This is a genomic window from Pseudoalteromonas sp. McH1-7 (assembly GCF_013366255.1).
Classification (GTDB): Bacteria; Pseudomonadota; Gammaproteobacteria; order Enterobacterales; family Alteromonadaceae; genus Pseudoalteromonas; species Pseudoalteromonas peptidolytica.
On sequence record NZ_JABWPQ010000016.1, the window covers coordinates 81,146 to 107,172 of the forward strand.

A 26,027-nucleotide genomic window follows, 5' to 3' on the forward strand; every position below is an offset into this window, starting at 1 on the left:
TAGAATAACTCTGTGGGTATTTATAGCAAAAAGTAAATAATGAACGAAGTTAGTTTTTCAAGGAAAGTTACAGAAGTTCGATTTGGTGAATGGGTTTTAGACCCCAAGTCACAAAGAATATTTGATGGCGAAGTAGCCAGAGAATTAGAGCCGCTTATCTTTAAACTACTTTGTTACTTTATTGTTAATCATGAGGCTGTTGTAACTCGGCAAGACCTTGCTGAAAATGTTTGGTGTCAACGTTACGTTGATGACAACGCCATCAATCGTGCGATGTCTGAGTTAAGAAAAATTTTACGCTCAAATAAGCAGCAAAGCACAGTAATCAAAACACACTACAGCAAGGGTTATAGTTTTTTTCTCGAACCCGAAATTATTTACTTTGAAAACGTCTCAGAGTCTCGCTCTCAAGATAAGCCGCCAAAAAAAACATCTAACCACCGAATATTCATTTTCTACTTTTTATTCACCATGTTACTTGCGGGTTTAGCATCTGTCTTTATCTCATTCGAGAAACAGGGAGTAGATGTGAGAGAAGTTAGTGTTGATGAAAAAACGATTTCTTGGCTTGAAGGTAGCTATAACTCAATTATCATACATCCTTCTGAACGGTTTCTTGCTTTTGAATTTACGGCAGAGGGAGAGGAGTTTTCTAGTGTTATCGTTAGAGACCTAGTGACGAATCAAGAAAATAAGCTTGCCCACCCAAACGTTAATCTTTCTCCCTCCGGCTGGTCATTAAAGTCGAGTGAGCTTTTCGTCAAAAAGATTAAAGACAACCAATGTGAAATTTGGAAAATAGACTTAGAGGACAAAGAAAGATCTCAAAAGTTTATAATGAACTGTGACGAGCGACAGCGCGTCATGGTCGGAATAAGTGACGAAACAATAATTTATTCTAAATTTGGTTACAGAAACAATAATAACTTATCTACAGTCGTTATCAGAGACATAAAATCTGGTGACGAATATCAAATTACCTCGCCGAGTCTTAGTTCATTTGGGGATAACTTTCTTTACTTCGATGAGTTAGCCAAAAAGGTATATTTTGAACGAGTTCAGTTTGGTTTTACCGAATTAATGGTGACTGATATCGAGGGCACGGAGGTGAAAAGCTTATATAAAACAGAAGGTAGAATATGGAGAGTTAGCTACGACAAAGAGAGCAACTCGATATCGTGGTTTGATAACATAGATCAAACTTTAGTTTACTTTTCATTGAGTAAGCTTTCAGTATCCAAAGTTGAAGAATTAGAAAAGAAAAGCGCTTATTCATTGGCATATAACTTAAGTAATAATAAGATCATAGCTGTGAGTGTTCCGTATTCTTTTGATATTTATAACTTCGATTTAGAAGATTGGAAACTCAGTCCTTTACACGTGAGTGCGGAAGATGAATTTAAAGCGGTCCATAAAGGTCAGTTCAGCGCTTATCTCAAAAGGTATAATAATGGTTTAAAACAATTAATAGTTAGTGGGCCTGAAATAGATAAGGACACGCCTTGGGAGGTAGGAGGTGCTCTAGACTTTGATCTTGATGAGAGGTCACAAAAGCTACTGTTACTATATAAAGATTCGTTCAAAGTCTATGACCTGATAACTAGAGAGTTGAAAGCAGATATAGCGCTAAAAAATCATCCAATAAGTATCGGATTCAAAAGTGATAGCGTTGTTTATGGCCTACTAAAGAACGACAAGCTAAGACAAAATCAAGCTTTTCTCTATGACCTAAATGCGATGAAGATGATTCTCTTACCTCTAGATAAGGTTAGTTGGTTTTCTCCTTACAAAAACGGCAGCTATGTTTATATTGATGTAGAGGGCAGAGTATGGATTAAACAGAGTGATGGGAGCACTAAAAATGTTGCCAATATTACAAAAAGCTACTTTAAAGACTCTTTTGCGTTAAAGGAAGGCGAACTATTCCACTCGGATGGAAAAAACATATTTAAATACGAACTCGAATTGGATAGTTCTCAGCCCAAACTCATTTCATCAGAACTTTCTAAGAACATGTTTATTAATGATATTCACATTGTTGATAGTAGCTCAAAGCTGGTTCTAGATATTGTTAGTGTATCTTCAAACTCACTAATTTATGCAGATATTAGCCGAGTTGGACACTAAGATAAATCTTTACTAGCAACATGTATTACCGTATGACTACGTAATGTTATCCAAGAAATCATGTGAATTATCAAAACTTAAAAATAACTGCTCGCTGATAGTTGCTATGAATTAGCGACTACCATAGTATCTAGTATTTGCTTTTTGTCTGTGCTTGTGCACTCATCTTTTGTTCTTGTAAGTGTTTTACGCATTAGCCAATGGTACACCCTATTTTCATTTTCTATCCTTTTAAATCAATGGCTTATATTGTTTTCTACGACATACACTTCACAAGGTGCTAAGCGTCCTTTGTTGAATACCCATTTGAAGAGTTTTTCATATCCGCAAATCAACTTATACTCTCCGGTTGCATTGGCACCTAAGACAGTACAGGTCTGCTGTGTTGATGAGTTTATCAAGCGCATGATCTCCTGATTGATGTGATGCCACTGCTTGGTGTTTCTCTGTGCTGTATTTAAGGCAACACCTTTACCTACAAGGATCCCATTTTGTAGCGGAAAAAGTGTCTTAATTGCCTCTATGCTAATATCACGTCGGATAATTTTATTTGCAATTTCATCTTCTATTACACCTAGCTGTATGCCTTTATGGTTGCTTTGTATTGACGATACTTGGTTCATTGTTATTGCTTTCTTTCGTAGTTTGATAATAATTTCAGTATTAGAGTCTTCTTTTTTACTATTCATATCTTAACGTCTAAATTCCCGCAAACTATGGTAAAAACACTCTCTTCATGGAGTACAAAGTGGCAAGTAAATTTACTACCTGCTCGGATCTTATCGGATAAATCTTCAACTATTTCCAGCTCTAGCAAGTGTTTTTCAGTGTCTAACATGACTAACTTTGCCGCATCAAAGCCAAAGTATTTTTCCACATATTTATAGATAGCTTTAAATAAACTCTCTTTAGCAGAAAATAGTAATGTCACTAGATCGGAGTCATTAAAATTACTATGTTTAAAGGCTAATTCCTCTTCTTGTGAAATTACTAAGTCTCTGATTTCATTTGATATATCTTCTTTCATCCAGTGTTCTATATCGATTCCTAAGTATTCGTACTCACTTTCAATTGCTGCGGCACAGATAGCACTTGTATCAACATGAGAGATAGAGCCTAGAAGTCCTTCAGGCCAAATTGGTTGTCTGTTTTCTCCAATAGGTATTTGCTTACAACTCCTGTTTAGAGATTTTACAGCTTGCGATGCACAAAAACGGCCTGCTAAAAATTCACTTTGGCGACTTTTTACCGCTGAGTGAAGTGATTCAGGAAACTCGATACCTAATTCATCAAACTGCATTGAGTTAAAGTTATCACTGTTAAATTGGCACTTATAAAGCTGTATGTCCTTTAAATGTGGTAAAGTATACGACTCAGTGGCTTCTATAAAGGCATTGTTTATACAATGGCTTTCTGATATTTTACGGTTGTGAAAATGTAACTGTTGCATAAGCATCTCCATATTCAAAAGAACTACTGGTCTTTTGAAATTGAAGGTTCGCACTTATCAACGATGCGACAGTATGCCAATGTATATAAGTCGCTAAGCAAAGCTGCTTGTAATTCTTGGTCGTTGTTTGTTGTGTTAGCTTCACTCGCATATGTATTAAAAGAAAGTAGAGTTGTTGCTAAGATTACTGCTAATTTTTTTGTTACGTTTTTCATGTGTTAATCCTTAATAATGGAACATAGTTGAATTGTTTAACTAGGCTTCAGGTCGCTCTCTAAAGCTCCATTTCAAGGTACTCAAGGTAGGATGATTAAAACTCTCGGAATGTTTTTGGTTCTTACTTTTAAATCGTGGGAATAGCTATTTATAATCTCGCGGAATTGTCACGGTATTGAATTTAAAGCTTTTTTTCTTGCTGGCATTAAGGCGGTGAGAAAAAAGGAAACAAAATCTTCTGGTAAAGGTATTGTTTGCGATGGAAATTAAGTGTGGGAATTGGGATGTCTTTGTTGATGATCTCGTTGTGCAGATCCACGATGAGACATTTAAACTAGAGCCCAAAACGATGGACTTATTGGTATGCCTGGCTAAAAATCAGGGTAATATCATGTCTAAGGATGCTCTAATAGAAAGTGTATGGGATGGTATGGTCGTCAGTGATCATGCGGTGACATCTTGTATCGCAAAACTAAGAAAGGTGCTTTCTCAAGATCAGAGTATTCCAATATATATTGAAACTATCTCCAAGCGCGGTTACCGTATCCCCAAGCAGGTATATGTTTCGATCTGCAATAAAGAAGAGGTAACTGAAACTACGAGCCATACATCGGCAACGAGTACGAATAATATCAAACTGATCAAGGTATCAGTCGTATTGATATTTGCACTTGTTGTTATTTTGGTGGTGTTTTATAGCGCAGATACCTTATCCATTGTTAAAGAGAACCATGTTGTAGAGAAGCCGTTAAAGTTTCAAGGTATGCACCCGGTCACTAGTTTAGAGGGGCCTGAGAAAACACCTAGAGCTTCACCGGATGGGAAGTTTATTAGTTACTTATCTTTCAACCTTGATGAGAAAAGGTGGGATATCAATATATCGTTGTCATCTTCTAGGGAAATTGTACATCGCATCTTAGACGTTTCTGAATTTACGGCTCCAGCATGGTCATTTTCCAGTGATAAAATTATATTTCATAGAATAGGAGAGGATTTTTGTGAAATCTATATAGCTGGCTTGCGTGAAAGTACTTGGAGTGAAGAAAGCGTTTATACTTGTGAACTATTCAGCCATGCTATGGATTTTGCTTGGGATAAGAAAATCGAACTTATCTACTTTAATGAAAAACCATACCTAACTGAGCCCGCGGCAATCTTTCAGTTAAACCTAAATACTGGACGAAAAGTACAAGTAACTAATCCAATCGTTAGTGGCTTTGGAGATTACCGTTTAAACTATTCATATGACTTAGGTCTGTTATATTTTCTCCGCAACGAGCATTGGAAGAAGAGCACTGATTTTTATAGCTTAGATCCTCTCAAACAAGAGATAACGCACTTATTTAAAAAAGATAGATTAATCAAATATTTTACGCTAACCGAAGCCGGTTATCCGCTGTTTTCCAGTAGCAAGTACTCCTTTGATTATTTTGATTTATTAACTACGAAACAACATTCTGCATATCGAGCTTCTTTTCCGATAAAGCACCCACAGATATTCGCTGATGATAACAAGCTGCTATTCATGGTGGAATCGATAAAAGGGAGAGATTTAGAAGTTTTCTCACATAATAAGGATGTGCCAACTGCGCTACTTAAAACCCTCAACACTTCTAGGGACGACTATAGCCCTAGGTTTGCCAACAAGACAGGGTTACTTGCGTTCGTCTCCAATCGTAATGGTTCACCGCAAGTGTTTGTTGTTAATATGCAAGGTAAGGTGATTTCTACGAGTAAGTTACCTGAAGAAGTGCGCCCAACAGGCTTAGTTTGGTCAGCAGATGATTCAAAAGTTTTATTTTTATTCGAACAAGATATATACTCAGTGAATGCAAACACTGGCGAGCATGAAGTGACTGAGTTATACCAACCTTATTACGCATTCAGTGATGTAGCTCGAGAAGGTCGTTCGTATTACCTGTCTTCCGACCATAAATTGGATTGGCAGATATATAAGGTAGGCGACAATCAAGTTGAGCAAGTAACAGATAAAGGAGGGTATTATGGCATCGAAAGTGATGACGGGAAGTATCTTTATTTTAGTAAGTTTAGAGCGAAAGGGCTCTGGCGAACCGCTATCGATGTCGGTAACGAAGAGTTAGTGATCCCCGATATTGATCTATTGAATACTGGCGGGTTTCAAATATTAGGAAAGTACCTTTACTATAAAGAAAATACCAAAGACGGGTTTATTGTCTTTCGGTTTGATACTGAAAATGATGAGCTAGAGCAATTTGCTAATATCAAAGGTGAAGTCGATAAAGGATTTAGCGTTTCATTTGATGGGAAATATGTTATTTATACAAATAATATGACAGAGGTTGAGTCTGACATCGTGATGGCTGAAAGGTTACGCTAGTATGTACGGTTTTCCTCTTTTGTTAATTGCTGAACAAAATAGATGAATGTCTCACGTGTGAGATGTGTTGTTCACGCAACATGGTGACGCATCATAGCACTTTCATTTAATGTGCAATAAATTTGAGAAACTAAGGCTGACGCCAAAAAAGATAAAATCTCGCACCTGACCTGAGGTTTATGTAAGGAATGAGCTAATTGAATGCTTTATCGCTCACCTTAATTATTTACCTAGTTTAGGGATACCGAGGAAAATTTATGGGTCAATAACTCGGCTATTGGAAGTGAATTTAACGCCTCTAGCGCTATGGTTGGATACCAAAGAGGCGATAGTTAGCAAAAGTGCAGGTATTAAGTGTAACCAAAACGAAAAGTTGTGCTTTATGTGCACGGACCAGGAAACCTTAGTGGTTTCAATGTTATTAACAAAATTTCACTATCTGCGGATAGAACATTTGGTTAAGTAAGTCGGAAACACAATGAACAGTAGGCTGTATCAGTTCACTATTTACAGGAAAAATAATGAAAACAATAGAAGTAAATTTTGACGGCTTGGTCGGCCCAAGTCACAACTTTTCGGGTTTATCATCAGGAAATCGCGCTTCACAATTTAATAAAGGACGCATATCCAACCCAAAATTAGCTGCCTTACAAGGGTTAGAAAAAATGAAGTTGTTGATGGATAGTGGTTTAACACAAGGGATACTTCCGCCTCAGCTGAGGCCTGATATTAGCATGCTAAGACGGTGTGGCTTTACGGGAAGTGAGCACCATATCATTGATAAAGTTTCCAAAATAGAGCCACAACTACTGAGCCTATGTTATTCATCGTCATCAATGTGGGCCGCCAATAGCGCTACAATTTCTCCCAGCTCTGACACGAGTGATGGTAAGCTACACATTACGGCTGCTAACCTTGCATCTAAGTTTCATCGGAGTTTAGAAGTAGAAGGTACAGAGTTAGCACTAAAGAAGATTTTTAAAGATAGTGATAAATTCGTGCACCATCCAGCATTGCCTCCTGCTGAGTTATTTAAAGATGAAGGCGCTGCAAACCAACTGCGATTTTGCAATGAGTATGGTGACGCTGGTTTAAACGTATTCGTTCATAACCAATGTGCAACGGTTGCGGAGAATGAAGGTAGACAGTCGCGTCAAGCGCATGAAAGTATCCGGAGATTACATCAGTTAAACTCAGATACAACCATCCACTTAATGCAAAACCCTGAAGTTGTGTCAAAAGGTTTTTTCCACAACGATACTATTGCTGTAAATAATAAAAATGTTTTTCTCTATCATGAAATGGCTTATATACACCATGATGAATTGACAACAAAGATAGCCGAATATTTTGGGGGTAGGTCAAACTTTTACCCTATCTGCGTACCTTCAGAAGTGATCAGCCTAGACTTGGCTTTGAAAACGTATATGTTTAATTCTCAGCTTATTTCTATAAATAGTGAACATATGGCATTAATCGCTCCGATTGAATGCAGTATGGAACCAACAGTTAAACAATTTTTGGATAGCATTATCACCTCTGATAACCCTGTGAAGTCGATACATTATGTCGATCTTAGGCAAAGCATGTTAAATGGAGGTGGGCCAGCTTGTTTACGTTTGCGTGTACAGCTGACAGAAAGAGAGCTCGCGGCGGTGCATTCAGGGGTTATCCTGACACCTGAACTGTATGCACAGCTTCGTCAGTGGATTGAAAAATACTATAGAGATCAGCTTAGTGTAGAAGATTTAGCTGACCCTAATCTATATGTAGAAAGCTGTGAAGCATTGGATAACCTGTCGCAAATTTTAGATTTAAATTCGCTTTATTTTTTTCAGCAGAGCGAAATATAAAAAGATATGGCACTCATTGGGGAGTGCTATATCACATACAAATTTAATTAATCATTATTTATCAATGAGTAGTGTTTAAAGTGTAACAGAAGAATTAGAACCTACGCTTTAATACTAAGATTGTCATAGAGTTAAGAGGAAAAGAAGTTGATTGAACAACAAAATAAGCCACTTCCCAAAGTGCTACTAAAGTTGATTGAGAATAGTCAAAACTATCCTGATAAGGTGGCTTTCACGTTTATCGAAGCGCAAGGTGAAGTAGAACTTACTTTTAAAGAGCTGGAACATCAAGCGAGAGTAATGGCTAAGCAGCTCTTAGATAACGGAAAGAAAGGCGATAGAGTTGCACTTCTACTTCCAAATGGAGCGGCATATATTATCTCGATGTATGCATGTATGTTTGCTGGCTTGGTATCAGTCCCCCTCTATCCCGCAAGAGCGAAAGATAAGCACTCCAGAATCGATGCTGTTGTTGATAACTGTAATTCAACTATCATAGTTACATTAAGTGATAATCTTGAAAATACAAAAGCTTACTTTGACAGTAGCAGCTATGATTTTCACAGTAACATCGTAACGTTTGAAGCATTGTTAGAAGGTGATGCGATAGAAATTGACACCCAAATTGATGCTGACGACATCTCATATCTACAGTATACATCAGGTTCTACAGGGATCCCGAAGGGAGCAATCATTACCTATGGAAACATCGCGGCAAACTTAGATGCATTAATTGCAGCGAGTGATAGCAGTGAAAAGGATGTTTTTGTAAATTGGTTGCCTCTGTTTCATGATTTAGGGTTAGTAAATACGCTATTCCTACCTGCTTATATTGGTGCCCAGTCAGTTATTATGTCTCCTTCTGACTTTATCAGAAACCCATTTTCGTGGTTGTCCGCCATTGATAAATATAAAGGGACGATATGTGGTGGTCCAAACTTCTCGTTTGATCATTGTTGTAAGCATGTTACGGATGAGCAGGTATCACAGCTAGACCTCAGCAGTTGGCAAGTTGCATTCAATGCTGGAGAGCCTATCAGGGCGAAGACTTTTGAGAAGTTTCACGATAAGTTTAAATTAGCAGGCTTTTCAAAAGAAGCTTACTATCCTAGCTATGGAATGGCTGAAATCACAGTGTTCTTAAGTGCACCACTGCGTGCTAATTGTGCAATAACAACTCACTTTTGTACCGAGTCCCTTGGTGCGGGAATTGCGAAGGCCTTGGATACTGGTGCAACAGCAGTAAACTCGACAACTCTTTTGGGGTGTGGTCAAACATATACAGACCATAGTGCAATCATTGTAGACCCCACAACACTTGAAATTTTACCAGATAATCAGATTGGTGAAATCTGGGCCAGTGGTAGTAGTGTGGCGCTAGGTTATTGGGGTCGAGAGGAAGAAACTGCTAAGACATTCGGTGCACAGCCAAAGGGGAGTGATGCCAAATACCTCAGAACAGGTGATTTAGGCTTTATCTATAATGGTGAAATATATGTCGCGGGTAGAATAAAAGATACCATCATCATCAACGGAACTAATTATTACCCACAAGATATAGAGTTTGTCGCAGAACAAGCGCTAGAAGGGTTGCCTCTTGGGAATGCTGCTGCATTTTCAATAGAAGATGAAGCAACAGAAAAGTTAGTGCTTGTGCAAGAGTTACGCCCAAGCAAAGATATCAAAGAAGAATTAGACTCGGTTATTCATAAAATCAGTGAGGCTATCAGTACACGTATAGGGCTAGATATTTACAGTATCAAGCTGGTACGCAAAGGTAAGCTTTTAAAAACCTCTAGTGGCAAAGTGAAAAGGCAAGCGACAAAAGAGTCATTCTTAAATGGAGATCTTGGAGAATATCATGGTGTAACATTTAAGGATACACCAAGTGAATTGGCAGATAATCTTGAATTAACTCGTCAGATACAAGCTAACGCTGTAGAGCGCACTACACTATTCGAATATTTACAAGCTGAGATATCATCTGTTACTAAACAGCCTATTGATAACGTGAGTTATGATAGTTCTTTATTGTCATTAGTGATGAATTCACTGCGAGCGTCGCAATTACAAGCTAGATTAGAAAGAACATTTTCCGTTTCCTTGCCACTTGCCGAATTACTCGCAGTTGCTAAGGTCAAAGACTTAATTGATACCATTTTATTAAAATTAAATAACGTTAAAACTGAGCAATCCATTGAACCTCAACAGATCATTGAAGGTAAGCTTTACCCTGCAAGCGCAAATCAAAGGTCTTTGTGGTCGCTACATCAAAGAACGCCATTACAAACAGCCTACAATATTCACTATGCCTTTAAGTTCGAGTCATCAAGCTTGGAGATTGATCGGGTAAAGTGTGCTTGGGATAAGGTGATTGCCAAACATGCGGCGTTACGTACGCAATTTCAATTTGCTGATGGCATCCTAAATCAAAAGATTTCTTCTGATCTCGGTGAATATTTTACGCACAAACACTGTAATAACTCTGTTGCAGTAGAGGACGCATTACGGCAAGCCGCTTCGTATCATTTTGATTTGGAGAATGGCCCTTTAATTAGAATTGAACTAATCAGTTCCAGTGAAGACAATTATTTAGCGATTACACTTCATCACATTGTGACAGATATGCACTCAATGATGATCTTAATCGAAGACTTCAAGTGCTTTTATACAGCCAATACAGTAGAGGAGTATGAACAAACGAACGCATTTTCTTATGTTGACTTTACACTGTGGCAAAGCAAAGTGGAGCGTTCTGAACCCTATCAAACGCAGCACGAATTCTGGCAAGATAGGTTAAGTAACGTAAACCCTAATCTAGAGCTAGTTACGGACTTTGTTCGTCCTAAATCATACTGTTATGATGGTGAAGTGGCCTCGTTGATGCTAAATAGCGATGAAAAAGAGGCTGTTAAGCAGTTTGCAGTGAGTAATAACATTACGATGAACCAGCTGCTTCTATCTATTTATTTTCTTTTCCTATATAGATATACAGGCCAAGATGACATTGTAGTTGGCACTCCAAGTATGGGTAGGCATCTTAGCTGTTTTAACTCAATAATTGGGTATTTTGTTAACCCTCTCCCTATTCGAAGCAGTTTAAGTCGAGATCTGACTTTCCAACAGCTACTCACAGATATAAAACAAAATCTATTGTCTGCAATGGCAAATAGCCAGGTACCGTTTGAACATATTGTAAATAGTACCCTAAGTACTCGGCTTGAAAATTTTGCACCCTTGTTCCAAACCATGTTTGTGTACCAAACAACCGATGCAAAAGACTATGAAGTACTTGATATACTGCTCAATAATAGTGGCGCACTTGCCTTGAGTGAAAATGAAAGACTGATCCCGGTGCAACGCGATAAGTCGACGGCTCAGTTTGATTTAATGTTAGAAGCAACAGAGTTCGATCAGAGTATAAAGTTAGAAATTAACTATAACACTTCCTTGTTTGAGCGTGCGACAGCTGAGAATATGCTCAACAGTATTAAAGAGTTGCTATTTGCAGTAATACAAAACCAGCATGAGACCTTAGATAAAGTCGCTATACTCAGTGAATCGCAGGAGCATAAAGTGGCAGCTATGCTGGCTCCTCGTAGACGCTTCAATAACGCATCAAATACCATTCAGTCTTTATTTGAAGCGCAAGTAGAAAGAGGGGCTGAGCAAATTGCTGTAGAGTCAACAAATGGCGATAAACTCACGTATCTTGAGCTCAATAAGCGAGCGAACCAGCTCGCTCGCCACTTGCAAGCGCAGGGCATTCGAGCTGGAGATAAGATTGCGCTGTTGATTGATAGAAACATTAATACCGTTGTTGCTATTCTTGCGGTATTAAAAGCTGGAGCTGCTTATGTCCCGCTCAATACGACTAATCCTTCGTCTCGTTTGGAGGGGATATTATTAGATGCTCAAGTTGATTTTATGATTTGTGAATCTAATACCGAACATACGATATTTGATGGTAAAAAATTCATTATTGATGCAGATGCTGAGTCACAAAAATTGGCAGAGTATAGTGGCCAAAACTTACAAGTTGATATTGAGAACAATGCATTAGCTTATGTAATTTATACATCTGGCTCTACCGGTAAGCCTAAAGGCGTGATGGTAACGCATAATAATGTCATGAGACTTATCGACTCAGCTTGTGAACTCTACTCTTTTTCAGATCAGGATGTATGGACTTTATTCCACTCTTATAGCTTTGACGTCTCAGTGTGGGAAATGTGGGGAGCCTTGTTTACAGGAGCTAAATTAATAGTGATGCCGCTTGAAATTGCTCGAGATTCCTTTGCAATGCGTAATTTAGTGCAACACTATGGGGTAACTGTACTTTCTCAAACGCCATCGGCTTTTTATCCTTTCATGGCTGTTGAAGGACTCGAAAGTTATCATCATGAACTCCGTTACGTGGTTTTTGGAGGAGAAAAATTAGAGCTACAGAAATTACAACCTTGGTTCGAAGCAAACTCAAACTCTCAAACCAAACTAGTAAACATGTATGGCATTACAGAAACTTGCGTCCACTCTACGTTTAAAGAAATTGGAGCGTCCGCATTAAAATCTACAGGTAACTTAATCGGCCAGCCTTTGGGTGATATTGGGATTTACATCTGTAATGACAGTATGCAAATACAGCCTTTTGGGGTGATCGGGGAGATGTACCTCACAGGGGATTGTGTCGCCAAAGGTTACTTAAATAATGAAACACTAACGAGTGAGCGATTCTTTAATCATCAGTTTCCTGGTCAACAAAGTTTACCAGTATACAAATCAGGAGATTTAGCGTATTTGCGACATGATGGCGAACTTTGTTATGTGTCTCGTGCAGACGATCAGGTCAAAGTGCGTGGCTTTAGAATAGAATTAGGAGAGATTGAAGGCTGTATTCAAGCGCTAGATGGTGTGAAAGAAGCCGCTGTTTTGTGCGTGACACATGATGAAAGCAAAAAGCTTGTTGGCTATGTTGTAGCAGATCAAGGGGTTGATTCTAAAGGTGTATTTACACATTTGAAAAGGTACCTACCGGATTATATGGTTCCTGCATCAATCATGATGCTCGATAATCTCCCACTTACTGCCAATGGTAAGTTAAATAAAAGAGCATTGCCTGAGCCTATTTATCATCATGGCAATGATGTTCAATCTGATACTGTACCTGTCACACCTTTGGAGCTTGAGTTACTGGATATTTGGGCCAGACTATTGAGCGTGCCGAAAGAGAATATTTCAAAAAATGATAGCTTTTTCTCTTTGGGTGGTGATTCAATCTTAGCTATTCAACTATCTTCTCAGGCTAAATTGGCTGGCTTATCACTTACACCAAATGATATTTTCAAGCACCCAACGATTGAAATGCAAGCCGTAGTAGGTGATAAGGAAAGTGAGGTCTTAATAGAATGTGAAACAGAATCTCGTAGTGCTCCACTCACTGCCATTCAAAAGTGGTTTTTCTCGTTGGATTTGGTTGACCATTCTCGTTGGACACAGTCACTAAGGCTAGAAGTGAAAGAAGGGATCTCAAAAGAGGTGTATCAAGCCGCATTTAAACAGCTGATACAAGCACATCGAATATTCAAAACTGGATTTTCAGGTGATGCTCAACACTACCTTGATGAGAATGCGCTTGCTTCTTTAGAATATAACACGGTAGGTTCTGCTCAGGAGGCCAGACTTCTTGAAGCTAAATTACAAGGTAGTCTGAATATTGAGACCGGTAATACTGTTGCTGCAAGTTATATTTGTTCACAAGACACTCCTGATTATATTTTTATTACTATTCATCATTTGATTGTCGATGCTGTTTCATGGCGGATCCTAATTGAAGACTTCTCCCATGCAATCTTAGATCGTGTTAATAATGTCGTGTCGGAGCGAAAAAATACGACTTCTTATTTTCAGTGGGCTGCGGAATTACATGCTTACAGCGACGTAGACTCGGTTGCCAAAGAGATCCCATATTGGCAAGGTGTTATTGATAAACACTACTCTGCTTTACCGTTTCGCTCCGAAATGCAAGCAACCTATGAAGAGCAGAAGAAAGTTACGGTTGAGTTAGGACAAAGTGAAACGCAGACATTGCTCAAAAAAGCCAAGGATACTTTCAATACAGAGATGCAAGATATATTGCTGAGTGCGCTTGGAATTGCATTACACTCATGGTCCGGTGGCTCTGACTTTATGATTGACTTAGAAGGGCATGGCCGCGCTAGTCTCAATGAACGTATTGATTTAAGCCGAACAATTGGCTGGTTTACAAGCATTTATCCATTCAGTCTACGTATCTCTGATCCCAGTGCTTTAGGGCAAACGGTAATTGAGACGAAGGAACGGTTAAGAAACGTGCCTGAAGCAGGATTTAATTACTCTGTGATCAATTATCTAGCTAATGACATACAACAAAATCATCGAGCCCCAATTTTGTTTAATTATCTTGGTCAGCTGGATTATTCACTACAACAAAGTGATGCGTTTAATAAAATACAGCTTGTTGAGGAGGGCGATAGAAATCCTGCCGACAAGAGAGCATACCCAATAGAGGTGCTTTCTAAGGTACAAGATGGTCAGCTTTGTATTGAGTTACTTTATGATGAGCTAACACTGAGTGAAACAACAGCTCGACAGTTGGTAAACGATATTCACACTCAGCTACAGCAATTTAGTCGTGTTTGTCTAGATCAAGATACGTGTTTTTATACGCCGAGCGATTTCCCGTTGATTGAACTGCCGGAGCATAAATTTAATTCACTAATTCATGATTTAAAACTGAGCACTAATAAAAAAATTAGCAATATATTGCCGACTACTGAAACGCAAGAGTCTATTTTATTCCATTGCCTATCCTCTTTGAACAAGAGCTTATACTTTGAACAAGTTAAGTTTAACTTTACAAAGAAACTAAATGCGCAATATTGGGCAGAAGCTTGGGAACAGGTAATTGAGAGGCATCAGATATTGAGGTCGGGTTTTGTCTATAAAAACTGTGCAAACCCACTGCTGGTTGTATATGAAGAGCAGCCATTCTCAATGACGGAGTATGACTTTAGTCACTTGGATGCGTCTACGAAAGTTACCTATCTTGCCAATGAATTAAATGCACAAAGGCAAAAAGGGTTCAATTTAGAAGATGTGCCATTGAGCCAATATCATTTATACAAAATGAGTGATTCATCATTCGTATTTGTCTGGAACTTCCACCATAGTATTCTTGATGGTTGGTCGATGGCCAACATTATCAAAGAAGTGCTTACTATATATGAGCAGCGTCTTGGTCGAGAGTTACAAGAGTTACCTGTTGCTGCAAAGCTAGAAGATTACGTTGAGTTTAAACTTACTAATACATCTAAAGAGAAAGAAACAGAGCGTTTTTGGTCTAATTATCTAAAAGGTATTTCTACGGCAACCACACTGCTCGCGGATAGGTACAATGACCCCAAACTAGATGAAGATCTTGAAGAAAAAGAGAATTTTGCTAAAGATTTTACACCTGCTCAAAGTGAAAAAATACATCGCTTTTTGACGAAGGAAAAGTTAACGCTTAATCACTTTATGCACACCCTGTACACTTTACTCATTGCCAGTCATAGCGGCAGTAAGGATATCATGTATGGCGAAACATACTCAGGCCGACCTGCTGAAGTTAAAGGGATTGAACAGTTGGCGGGTCTATTTGTTAAGTCTCTGCCAGTTAGGCAACGATTAGAGGCAGGTGAGACAATAAACTCCCTGTTGCAGAAGCAAAAAAGTGAGCAAAGCAGTAAAAATGGTCATTTAGATATTGAGCAAGATAGGCTATATAAATTGACTAACTTTAGTAGCTCACAGTTATTTGAAATTCTGTTGAACGTTAATAATTATCCAATTGATAATAAAACACTTGAACAGTCTACTTTGATAGATCTTCAGGATATTGAACATCATGGTGAAAGTCCGACAGCATTAACACTGATAGTAATACCACGAGATAATATACAGCTTTATTTCTGTTACGACGTTCGTCGCTTTTCTCGAGTAGCGATTACAAACTTACTGGATGATATTCATTATCTTGCAGAGCTGATATGTGACCAGCCAGATACATCAGTGACAGAAGTCTTGCAAAATCTAGATGAGCGTAAACGGAATCTGCGCTCAGCAACAAGCCGAAAACGAGTCATTAGAACAGGAACTTCTAGACGCGAACCTAGTAATATTTAGTAGAGAAATTGTATATGATTGAATTAAAAAGCAGCCCTAAAATGGCAAAAAGAACAATAACAAGAAGTCGTCAAGCTCCTATTTCTAGTTTAGATCTAGTGGCTTGTACTGAACTGTTTCAAGGTGACTCTTATGCACTGTTAATCACCCCCCAGGTTCCAGGCGTTAGCCTTAAAGATTGGACTCGTACGAACCAAAGCTTTATTGATCAAAAACTTTTGCAGCATGGTGCAATATTGTTTAGAGGCTTTGATGTTTATGGTGATAAGGAGTTTGTTGAATATGTTCGAGACTCACAGTATCAATTAATTGAATATGTAGAACGTTCTTCACCCAGAAAGACGATCGCGAATAATGTGTTTACTTCAACATTGTACCCAGATGATGAAACTATCGCGTTACACAATGAAAATACAGCGTCAATTTCATTCGCATTAAAAGTATGGTTCTTCTGTGAAGAAGAGCCGATCACTGGGGGAGCTACACCAATAGGTTGCAGCAAGCGTATATTGCAACATATAGACCCAGATGTATTAGATAAGTTTAGAAAAGTAGGCTGGACACTACATCGAAATTATGGAAAGTATTTGGCATATGATTGGAAAGATGCTTTCGCTGGACGTTCTAAAAGTGAAGTTGAAGAATACTGCCGTGTGAATCAAATTGACTTTCGATGGAAAGAAGACGACGGCCTCTTCACTAGCCAAACTCGCTCTGCCACGATTATTCACCCGCAGACTAATGAAGAATGTTGGTTCAATCACATTGCCTTCTGGCATCGTGCAAATTTGCCACCGTTTGTACTTGAAAGCATGTTAAGTCAAGTGGGTGAAGAAGGGTTACCATTTGATACCTTGTACGGTGACGGTACAAGGATCCCAGATGATGTAGCGAGACACTTGAAAGAAGCATATTTAAAAGAAAAGAAAATGTTTGATTGGCAAAAAGGGGATGTACTACTTATTGATAATGTGCTCTCTGTTCACGGAAGGGAGGCATTTACAGGCCCAAGAAAAGTACGTGTAGCCATGGCTGACCTTTATTCAAGACCTGAATTTTAATAATAATAATTAGGAGAAAATTATGTCTGATGGATTTCTGACTTCACCACAGCAGAGGGATCTTTTTCAAATACTTGAGCATGATCGCTCTGGTGCACAAATTGTAGTAGAGCTTAAAGGTAGTGTAGATATTGCTGCTTTAAAAGAATCTTTAAGCACTGTCGTGGAAAGGCATGAGATCTTTCAGACAGATTACACTGTTATTCCAGGGATGAAGTACCCACTGCAAGTGCTAGCGGGAGCAAACCTCGAATGGAGCGAGCATGAATTGAGTGAATCGTCGCTAACAGAGATTGCTAAAGTACAAAATGAAGAGTTCCAAAAAAGTGGTAATAGCAGCACAGTATATATCTCTTTAGTAAAAGAAGCCGAGAATAAGCATCATATCATTCTTTGCTGTCATGCCCTGGCTATGGACTACCAAGCCGTAATGACTATGCTAAAAGAGTGGTCCTATTGCTACGATGCTATACACGGATCAGGGTGTCCTGAACTGGAGGAGCCTCTACAGTATATCGACTATGCAGCATGGTTAGATGAGCTTCAAATGTCAGATGATGCTTTTGAAGGAAACAAGTTCTGGAGCAATTATTGCAAAGACTTTTCCCCACGTTTTAGCTTTGCGCTTGAAGAGCCAACAACAGAGCGTGCGTACACCCAACACAGTCAAGTTGTTAACTTACCTAGTGTGTATACAGAGCAGCTTAATGCGTATTGTTCACAACATGATTTGCGGGCTCAAGACGTGCTTTGCTCGATGTGGCTTTTAATTGTCTCACGCATGAGTGGGCAATCCAATCAAGCTGTCTCATTCAGGGTTGAAGGGAGAGATGATGAGCAGCTACAAAGTGTCATGGGTATAGTTCAAAAAGACATACCAATTTGTGTGGACATCACTGAGTTTAAATCATTTTTACCACTTGTTAAGCAACTTTCTAGGCAGTTAACTTCTATTCAAAGTTGGCAAGACTTTTATAAATGGCCTGAGTGTTGGAGAGAAGAAGCATCGGAATCGTTAGATATCGGTTTCGCTTTTTATAACAGCGCCTCTACACTTACTTGTTCCAACAGCGAGTTAAGTTGGGCCCCTAAACATATCCAGCTGGCTCCTTCTCTACACAAGCTAGCTTTGCATGCCGAAGTAAACATCGACAATAATATCGAGCTATGTTGGCGCTTTGACAGTAATGCTTATACTGAACAAGTAATCCAACAAATAAACAATGCGTTTATTACCCAAATGCGTTACTTGTTATCAGCACAAGTTGATGGGTTGCACAATATACCGATATTCGAGTTAGAAGAAGCAGCGCTAGATAATACCAAAGTTAAAACATCGACAGGCAATACAGTAAACAAAGCGATCCACCAACTAGTTGCAGAGCAAATCAAACAATGCCCCGATAAAGTGGCACTAGAGCATGATTCGGACACGCTTAGCTATCAAGAATTGGGTAATTGGGCGAATGCTATTGCGCAAAAGTTAGATGACAATGGGGTAGAAAAAGGGGAAGTAGTTGCCGTTTTTGCACCGCGTTCATTTTTACTGATCGCTGCTATGTTAGGGATTTCAAGAGCAAATGCAGTCTATTTACCACTGGATACTGAGTACCCAGAAGAACGCATCAAATACATGATTGAAGATTCAAACGTCAGCAAGGTTATTTGTTTAGCAGATGATCAACAACAGCTAGAGAAATACAACTTACAGCTGATTACGGTTAATAAACCCTGTGAATCAATAGCATACAATAAAAATCATGAATATTGTCAAGATGACGATGCCTATATGATTTATACGTCTGGCTCGACAGGGAACCCAAAAGGGACTTTAATACCACATCACTCAGTGATAGCACATACATTATCCATGATTGAGTACTATCAAATGAGCGTAGCTGATCGTTCGCTCTTATTTGCACCAGCAAACTTTGATCCATCTATTGAACAAATCTATGTTGCGTTGGCGAGTGGAGCGACACTATGTATTAGAGGGCCCGTTGTTTGGAGTCCTGCTGAGTTAGCTGAAAAGATTGCACAGTATCAGTTGAGCGTGGTTAATATACCTACAGCATATTGGAATCATGTGGTTGATGATTGGCAAAACTTACCATCACTTGAAAAGGTAAGTAGCCTAAGGCTCATGATCGTCGGTGGAGATCGGATGGTAGCTGACAAAGCGAATAGTTGGAACGAGCTATTTGAAAACACTGTCAGATTAATAAATGCTTATGGCCCAACGGAAGCAACGGTAACGGCACTGGCGCATGAAGTTGGTCGCGACCAAAGTAACGCTATCTCAATCGGGCAGCCGTTACAGGGAAGGGAGGCTTATATCTTAGATGAAAAAATGAACCCTTTGCCCCCAGGCTTTGTTGGCGAGCTATATTTAGGTGGGATGAGCCTTGCTAAAGGCTATATAAACCGTGATGAAGAAACACGTGCTAAGTTTGTAACCTGTGAAATTGGCTCACAACGGAAGCGATTGTATCGTACAGGTGACAGAGGGTATTACGACATAGATGGTTTATTCTACTTCACAGGCCGAAACGATGCGCAGTTGAAAGTTCAGGGCTATCGCGTTGAGCTTGGTGAGATTGAATCGCAGGTACATGCTATTGCAGGAGTTACAGAGGCGGTTGTTATAGGACACCCATCGAACGGTGATGCAGATAGTGTTGAGCTTATGGCATTCTTCACGGCTGAAGCTGCCACAATAGATGTAGAGCAGCTGAAGAACACGCTAAAAAGCAAAATGCCGGACTATATGATACCCAATGCACTATTTCAGGTTGAAAGCTTTCCGATGACACCGAGTGGAAAAGTGGACAGAAAAGCTTTGGTAAGCGAAATAGATAAGTATCAAAAGGAAGAAAGTCGACCCTACCTTGCGCCAACAACAGAAACAGAAACTGTATTAGCTAAGGTATGGGAGAGTGTCTTTTCACAAGACAAGGTGAGTATCAATAGTAGCTTTTTTGGGCTATATGGAAACTCTCTCAAAGCAATGAGGATGATTGCAAACATTCGTGACGCATTGGAAGTTAAGCTGACAATTAAAGAAATATATGATTCAGAAAGCTTAGCGTCGATGGCCGCACTTATTGATGAGAAAAAAGGTAAAGCGACGAGTAAACAAACTCAGTTGCCTGAGATTAAGCCGCTCAGCGGCACAGAGGATATTCCTTTATCTTATGGTCAAGAGCGAATGTACTTCCTTGATAAAATTGGTGAAAGTACAAAGTACCATATGACAGGCTTTGTTAAGATTAGTGGCCAGATTGATACTAAGGCTTTGGAAAAAGCCATTGCTTACACAATAGCAAGACACGATTCGCTGCGAACTAAGTTTAGTGAGTTAGGCGAGCGACTTTGCCAAATTGTGGAGCCACATATTCAGCTTCCATTACAACAGCTAGATATGTCTACAGAGGCTGATATTACTGATCTATCAAGCTATAGAGCGACATTAGAAAGCTGGGTTGAAAAACCATTTAACCTTGGTGAGTTGCCCTTGATCCGTGCATTACTTGTTCGTTTTGCAGAAGATAAATGGGTATTAGGACTATGTATGCACCATATTGTGGCAGATGGGTTGTCTCTGAATATTATTCTTGATGATATCACGTCTAGCTATAGAGATTTTGTACAACAAAAAGATGTGGAGGTCGTGCATCCTGCCATTCAATATACTGACTATGCGAAGTGGCAGCGCGACTTTATCAACGAGAAGACATTAGCTAATGAAGTGAAGTTTTGGAATAAGGAATTAAGTGGCTATCAAAACTTAGAAATGCTAACAGATCACCCAAGACCTAAAGTACTGTCAGGTAAAGGGGAGCGAGTACTTTTCAATCTAGACAAAGGACAATTTGATTCCTTAAAATCTCTATGTGATAGCCGTCAATTAACCGTATTTAGTATGTTAATCAGTGCGGTTCATCTCCTTTTACAACGATATTCAAATCAAACGGATTTTTGTCTGGGTATCCCGGTTGCAAATCGAGAGCAATCTCAAATCCAAGATACTGTTGGACTATTTTTAAATACAGTCGCATTTAATTTAAAAGGTATTTCTCAAGACAGTTCGGTTGGCCGTTTTCTTGAAACAACACAGGAGAAGATGCTAGAGGTACAGTCCAACCAAGCTCTGCCTTTTGAAAAGGTTGTAGAGCTCGTTGAGCCTGACAGAGACCTTAGCAGAAACCCCCTATTCCAAGTATTAGTTAACTATCTTGACCTAAATAATAATATTGACTTTGCAGGGTGTGATGCCGAGCTGATAGAGCCATTACAAATATCGGCCAAATTTGATTTAACTTTTGACTTTGCCAATACGGATGCTGGTGGGCTTGAACTACAAATCGAGTATTCTCAGGACTTATATAACAGAAGTACAATTGACAAAATTGGTGAGCAACTATTATACCTATTAGAATCGCTACAAGCGCAGTGGCTAAGTCCAATAAAGGATATTTCATATCTAAGTGAAGCGGATAAAAACGCTATCTTAAGTCACAGTAGAGGTAAGAAAAGCGATTTAGCTGCTACATCTGTGAAAGACTTATTTGCTCAGCAAGTTCAGGTATCTGGCCATAAAACGGCGATCAAATGCGAAGGGATGGAATTTAGCTATGAAACCCTAGATGCTCGAAGCAACCAAGTGGCAAATATGCTGCTCCAGTCTTCTCAGTTTGTACAAGGAGACTTTGTCGGTATTTTGATGGAGCGCTCTGAGAATATATTGATCACCATGTTAGGGATCATCAAAGCGGGAGGTGCGTTTGTTCCTTTAGATCCTACCTATCCAGCTGAGCGATTGGGATATATCGTTGAAAATAGCGACATGCGTTTAGTGATTTGTAGTGACACGCTAAGTGTTCAGGCAAGCCAGTATGGAGATGAGGTCACAGTATGCCGTATAAGCGAAACTGAGCATCTCAGTAGAGCTGCTGCCAGTAAAAAGTTAGAGCAAGAGCAACTGGCATACGCAATTTACACATCGGGTAGTACAGGAAAGCCTAAAGGGGTTCAAATATCACATGGAAGCTTTGTAAACTTCTTGATGAGTATGCAAGTAGAGCCTGGGTTTAACCGTGACGACTCCATTCTTGCCATTACACCATACAGCTTTGATATAGCGCTACTTGAGCTCTTTTTGCCTATTGTATCAGGTGGAACTTGTGTGATTGGCTCAAACGCTCAGTTAGCTAATATTGAGTCATTGGCGAACACCATCTCTGATGTCAAACCCAGCGTATTACAAATGACGCCTTCAACTTGGAGTGCATTGCTCAATTTCGGTATTGACCTCCCTAACAGCATTCGTGCGCTCTGTGGTGGTGAAAGCATGCCAACACAACTGAAGCGTCAGTTGTTAGATGTGACGAGTGATGCCTGGAATATGTACGGCCCAACAGAAACGACTATTTGGTCATCTTGCACTAAAATTAGTCGTGACGAGTCTGTTGCGTTAGGTCAGCCTATCTTGAATACAGACTTGTATATTCTTGATGAGAACCTTTCATTAAGCCCACAAGGCGCGCAGGGAGAAATTTATATTGGTGGTGCCGGCCTCTCAACTGGTTATATTGCTCGTGATGATTTAAATAGCCAGAGCTTTATAGACTCACCTTGGGGTCGATTATTCAAAACAGGAGACATGGGCCGTTGGGTCGGTGAACGAGATAACTTAAGTGTGCAGTATCTTGGCCGAAAGGATACTCAAGTTAAAGTTCGTGGATTTAGGATTGAGCTGAGCGAAATTGAATCAATCCTTGAGCAACAGGCTGATGTCTCTGCAGCAGTCGCTATGATTAGTGGCAAAGGAGATATGACCACATTAGAAGCGTTTGTGCAGGTAATTGATGGCGGAAGTGTTGATACGCAAAGTTTGCTAACAATATTAAAGCAGCAGCTACCGCATTACATGGTACCTAATTATATTCAGCTACTTGAGCAACTTCCGAAAACACCAAGTGGTAAAGTGGATAGAAAGGCGTTAGCTAATCAGTTTACTGTCGCAAACGAGGTGCAAACATACGAGCTACCAAAGTCTAAAACAGAGCAAGAGCTATCGGTAATGTGGTGTGACGTTCTTGGTGTCTCACACGTGAGCAAAACAGACGGGTTTTTCAAACTAAAAGGCCACTCATTAAAATTGGCCAGTCTGTATAAACGGATCAAGGCCCACTTTGATGTAACCTTTTCACTGCGAGATCTGTTTGAAGCAGATTCATTAGAGCAGATGGCAAGCTTGATCGATAGGCATACATCAGGGGGGAATAAACAAGAGGCAATAATCCGTAATACATCAGCAACAGAGGGGCCGCTTTCTTTTGCTCAGCAAGGCTTATGGCTAGCAGATCAAATAGATAACCATCACACTAGGTATAATAATGTTGCAGCTATTGCCTTAACTGGCTCGCTCAATACTGCGAAGCTTGAGCAAGCAATCAATTGTGTGGTGGAAAAACATGCGGTACTGCGCACTGCGATTATGATGGATGTAGAAAAAGGCATCCCTCATCAAAAACTGGCTGCAATTGGAACTGTTGCATTACCAATTGAGCCGCTGCACCACCTACCGGAGTTTGAACAGCCGGATGCCATCAATAAAGTAGTTACCGAAGAGGAAGCTTACCAGTTTAACTTATCTGCTGCGCCTTTATGGCGGGCTCGTTTATTACAGCTCTCACCAGAGAAGTTTATTTTGGTGCTTAACTTCCATCACATTATTACTGATGGTTGGACAACGCGTCTGTTCATCAGTGAGTTGTGTCGCTTCTATGAGCAAGGACATAATGAGCAATCTACTACAGATACCTGCGATTCTGTAAGCTATATTGACTACGCCGTTTGGCAAAGAGATACGCGTAAAGATGAGCTCCAACAGCTACGCTTTTGGCAACAGTATTTGGCAGATATGCCAAACACGATGCTAGCACTGAGTGATAAGTCTGTACCGCAAGCCGGTGACGTGATTACAGGCTCCCAACAGTATGAGTTAGGCGCTGATTTGACGTCACAGCTAAGACGATTTAGTGATCAGACACACTTTTCACCATTTATGCTGCTTCAAACCGCATTCAATCTTGCGCTTGCAGCATTAACTGGAGAAAAAGATATTGTTATCGGGACAGATGTGGCAAATCGTGAGCATTATCAACTTGAGAATACAATGGGTTTCTTTGTAAATCAGGTGGCATTGAGAAATGCTGTAGATCATGACAGCAAGGTCTCAGAATTTCTTGATCAGGTTAAATCTAACACCTTAGATGTGTTGAGTAATCAAGAGGTGCCATTTGAAAAAGTTGTCAATCATCTAAGAGGAACGCAAGCAAATAGAAAGTCACCGATTTTTCAGATCAAGCTATTTTTAGATCAAGCGCCAGACACCGAAATTGCATTAGAAAACGTGCATTGTGAAGTTTTAGATATCGGTGAGCCCAAAGCTCGTCTTGATTTAACACTAGGTCTATTAGAGTATTCAGATACGATAAAAGGTAAGCTTGTCTATAATGCGAATGTGATAAGCGAAAAGCGAGTTGATGAACTATTGGCAATCTTTGAAGCTGCATTAAGACAGATTGCGGCAGGCGCAGATACAGTAAAAGTAGGTGAGTTAATTAATTCTCTGCAACAAAATCTTGCGACACAACGGCAGAATCAAGAAAATGCACTACTAGAAAAACAGTCAACACTTAAGATAACAGGGCGCCGCAGGGGGGCGGATAATAACGGTTCTGCGATTGTATTAACGCCCCCAAGCAACATCAGTGAGCCAATGTCTATCAGTGCTTCACAGCCTGGTGTGAACTTAAGGAATTGGATAAATAGCAATAAAGCTATTGTAGATTCTTATTATTCACGGTATGGTGCTATCCTATTTAGAAATTTCAATGTTGGATCAGTAGAAAACTTCTCCAGCATAGCGAATCTGCTAATCAGTGATTTAGTTGAAGATAATGGCGAGCACAATCCAGTTGATGGTCACGCGACTGTACAGACTCCAGTTCAGTACTCGAGCGAACATCATTTGTTGTGGCACAATGAAAATACATTTAATAGCACATGGCCTTCTCGAATTATGTTTGGGTGCCAAGTCGCCGCCCTTGAGGGGGGAGAAACGCCACTGGTAGACACGAATGCGGTTTATCAAGCTTTACCTGTTGAGGTTGTTGAAAAGTTTAAACAGCATGGTGTGATGTATGTTCGAAATTATTCTCGTACTGATGATGTAGGCTTAGGTTGGGAGAGCGTATTCTGTACAACCGATAAAGCAATTGTTGAAAGAAAATGTAAAGAGCAAAACATCCGCTTTGAATGGCTAGAGAAAGACAAGCTGCGGACTTATGCGGTAAGACCTGCTTTTGTAACAGACCAAGAAAATAAATGTTATTGGGTAGCTCAAATCCAGCATTGGCACTTTTCTTGTTTGGATGACAATACTAGGCAATCAATAGCGACTGTTTACAGCGAAAGTGAATATCCTCGTAACTGCTATTTTGGTAATGGGGACAAAATAGAAGATGGGTTTGTATCAGATTTATTAGCGCTATATAAAAAGCTTGAATCGTCATTTGCTTGGCAGGACGGCGATGCTTTATTAGTCGATAATGTCATGATGGCTCATGGGCGAAACCCGTATAAAGGTGACAGAAAGCTTCTTGTATCAATGGGCAACCTAATCACATTTGAAAGCTAAGGGTAATATTTTGAACGAAAATTGTTATGCAATGACAATTCAGCAACGCAAC

The 26,027-nt window shown here is 39.6% G+C and carries 9 protein-coding genes; 6 read left to right on the top strand and 3 right to left on the bottom strand.

From position 1 onward, the window contains the following. The first annotated feature begins 39 nt into the window (after nt 1-39). Nucleotides 40-2,127, top strand: a complete 2,088-nt coding sequence (locus HUZ36_RS12760; RefSeq protein ID WP_176033043.1) for a winged helix-turn-helix domain-containing protein — start codon at nt 40-42, stop codon at nt 2,125-2,127. Between the two features lie 236 nt (nt 2,128-2,363). Here the strand turns inward: HUZ36_RS12760 and HUZ36_RS12765 are convergent, their stop codons facing one another. Genes HUZ36_RS12765 through HUZ36_RS12775 form a run of 3 tightly spaced genes read right to left on the bottom strand, consistent with a single transcriptional unit; the run spans nt 2,364 to nt 3,792 of the window. Then, nucleotides 2,364-2,816 carry a hypothetical protein gene (locus tag HUZ36_RS12765; RefSeq protein ID WP_176033044.1) on the bottom strand — a complete coding sequence of 151 codons (453 nt, stop codon included), beginning with the start codon at nt 2,814-2,816 and terminating at the stop codon, nt 2,364-2,366. Next, nucleotides 2,813-3,577 carry a 4'-phosphopantetheinyl transferase family protein gene (locus tag HUZ36_RS12770; RefSeq protein ID WP_176033045.1) on the bottom strand — a complete coding sequence of 255 codons (765 nt, stop codon included), beginning with the start codon at nt 3,575-3,577 and terminating at the stop codon, nt 2,813-2,815. Before HUZ36_RS12770 ends, HUZ36_RS12765 begins: the two co-directional genes overlap by 4 nt. A 23-nt stretch (nt 3,578-3,600) precedes the next feature. Then, nucleotides 3,601-3,792: a hypothetical protein gene (locus tag HUZ36_RS12775; RefSeq protein WP_147388745.1), complete on the bottom strand. Its 192-nt coding sequence runs from the start codon at nt 3,790-3,792 to the stop codon at nt 3,601-3,603. Nucleotides 3,793-4,052: 260 nt separating this feature from the next. Between HUZ36_RS12775 and HUZ36_RS12780 the strand changes: the two genes are divergently transcribed. The 5 genes from HUZ36_RS12780 to HUZ36_RS12800 all read left to right on the top strand — a co-directional run bounded on the left by HUZ36_RS12780 (nt 4,053) and on the right by HUZ36_RS12800 (nt 25,975). Further along, nucleotides 4,053-6,152: a winged helix-turn-helix domain-containing protein gene (locus HUZ36_RS12780; RefSeq protein ID WP_147388744.1), complete on the top strand. Its 2,100-nt coding sequence runs from the start codon at nt 4,053-4,055 to the stop codon at nt 6,150-6,152. Between the two features lie 521 nt (nt 6,153-6,673). Next, the gene (gene astB, locus HUZ36_RS12785) at nt 6,674-8,005 is read left to right on the top strand and encodes an N-succinylarginine dihydrolase (RefSeq protein WP_176033046.1); all 1,332 of its coding nucleotides are present in this window, start codon (nt 6,674-6,676) and stop codon (nt 8,003-8,005) included. Between the two features lie 147 nt (nt 8,006-8,152). Continuing rightward, nucleotides 8,153-16,207 carry a non-ribosomal peptide synthetase gene (locus tag HUZ36_RS12790; protein WP_176033047.1) on the top strand — a complete coding sequence of 2,685 codons (8,055 nt, stop codon included), beginning with the start codon at nt 8,153-8,155 and terminating at the stop codon, nt 16,205-16,207. A 41-nt stretch (nt 16,208-16,248) separates the two neighbouring features. Beyond that, nucleotides 16,249-17,268: a TauD/TfdA family dioxygenase gene (locus HUZ36_RS12795; protein ID WP_161972749.1), complete on the top strand. Its 1,020-nt coding sequence runs from the start codon at nt 16,249-16,251 to the stop codon at nt 17,266-17,268. A gap of 22 nt (nt 17,269-17,290) precedes the next feature. Further along, complete coding sequence (locus HUZ36_RS12800) at nt 17,291-25,975, top strand: non-ribosomal peptide synthetase (protein ID WP_176033048.1); 8,685 nt, start codon at nt 17,291-17,293, stop codon at nt 25,973-25,975. The last annotated feature ends 52 nt before the right edge of the window (nt 25,976-26,027 follow it).

Bases quoted from the DNA above. Each gene is read 5' to 3' on its own strand.
- HUZ36_RS12780 (WP_147388744.1), top strand. From the start codon at position 4,053: ATGGAAATTAAGTGTGGGAATTGGGATGTCTTTGTTGATGATCTCGTT.
- HUZ36_RS12795 (WP_161972749.1), top strand. From the start codon at position 16,249: ATGGCAAAAAGAACAATAACAAGAAGTCGTCAAGCTCCTATTTCTAGT.
- HUZ36_RS12775 (WP_147388745.1), bottom strand. From the start codon at position 3,792: ATGAAAAACGTAACAAAAAAATTAGCAGTAATCTTAGCAACAACTCTA.
- HUZ36_RS12770 (WP_176033045.1), bottom strand. From the start codon at position 3,577: ATGCAACAGTTACATTTTCACAACCGTAAAATATCAGAAAGCCATTGT.
- HUZ36_RS12800 (WP_176033048.1), top strand. From the start codon at position 17,291: ATGTCTGATGGATTTCTGACTTCACCACAGCAGAGGGATCTTTTTCAA.
- HUZ36_RS12765 (WP_176033044.1), bottom strand. From the start codon at position 2,816: ATGAATAGTAAAAAAGAAGACTCTAATACTGAAATTATTATCAAACTA.
- HUZ36_RS12760 (WP_176033043.1), top strand. From the start codon at position 40: ATGAACGAAGTTAGTTTTTCAAGGAAAGTTACAGAAGTTCGATTTGGT.
- astB (WP_176033046.1), top strand. From the start codon at position 6,674: ATGAAAACAATAGAAGTAAATTTTGACGGCTTGGTCGGCCCAAGTCAC.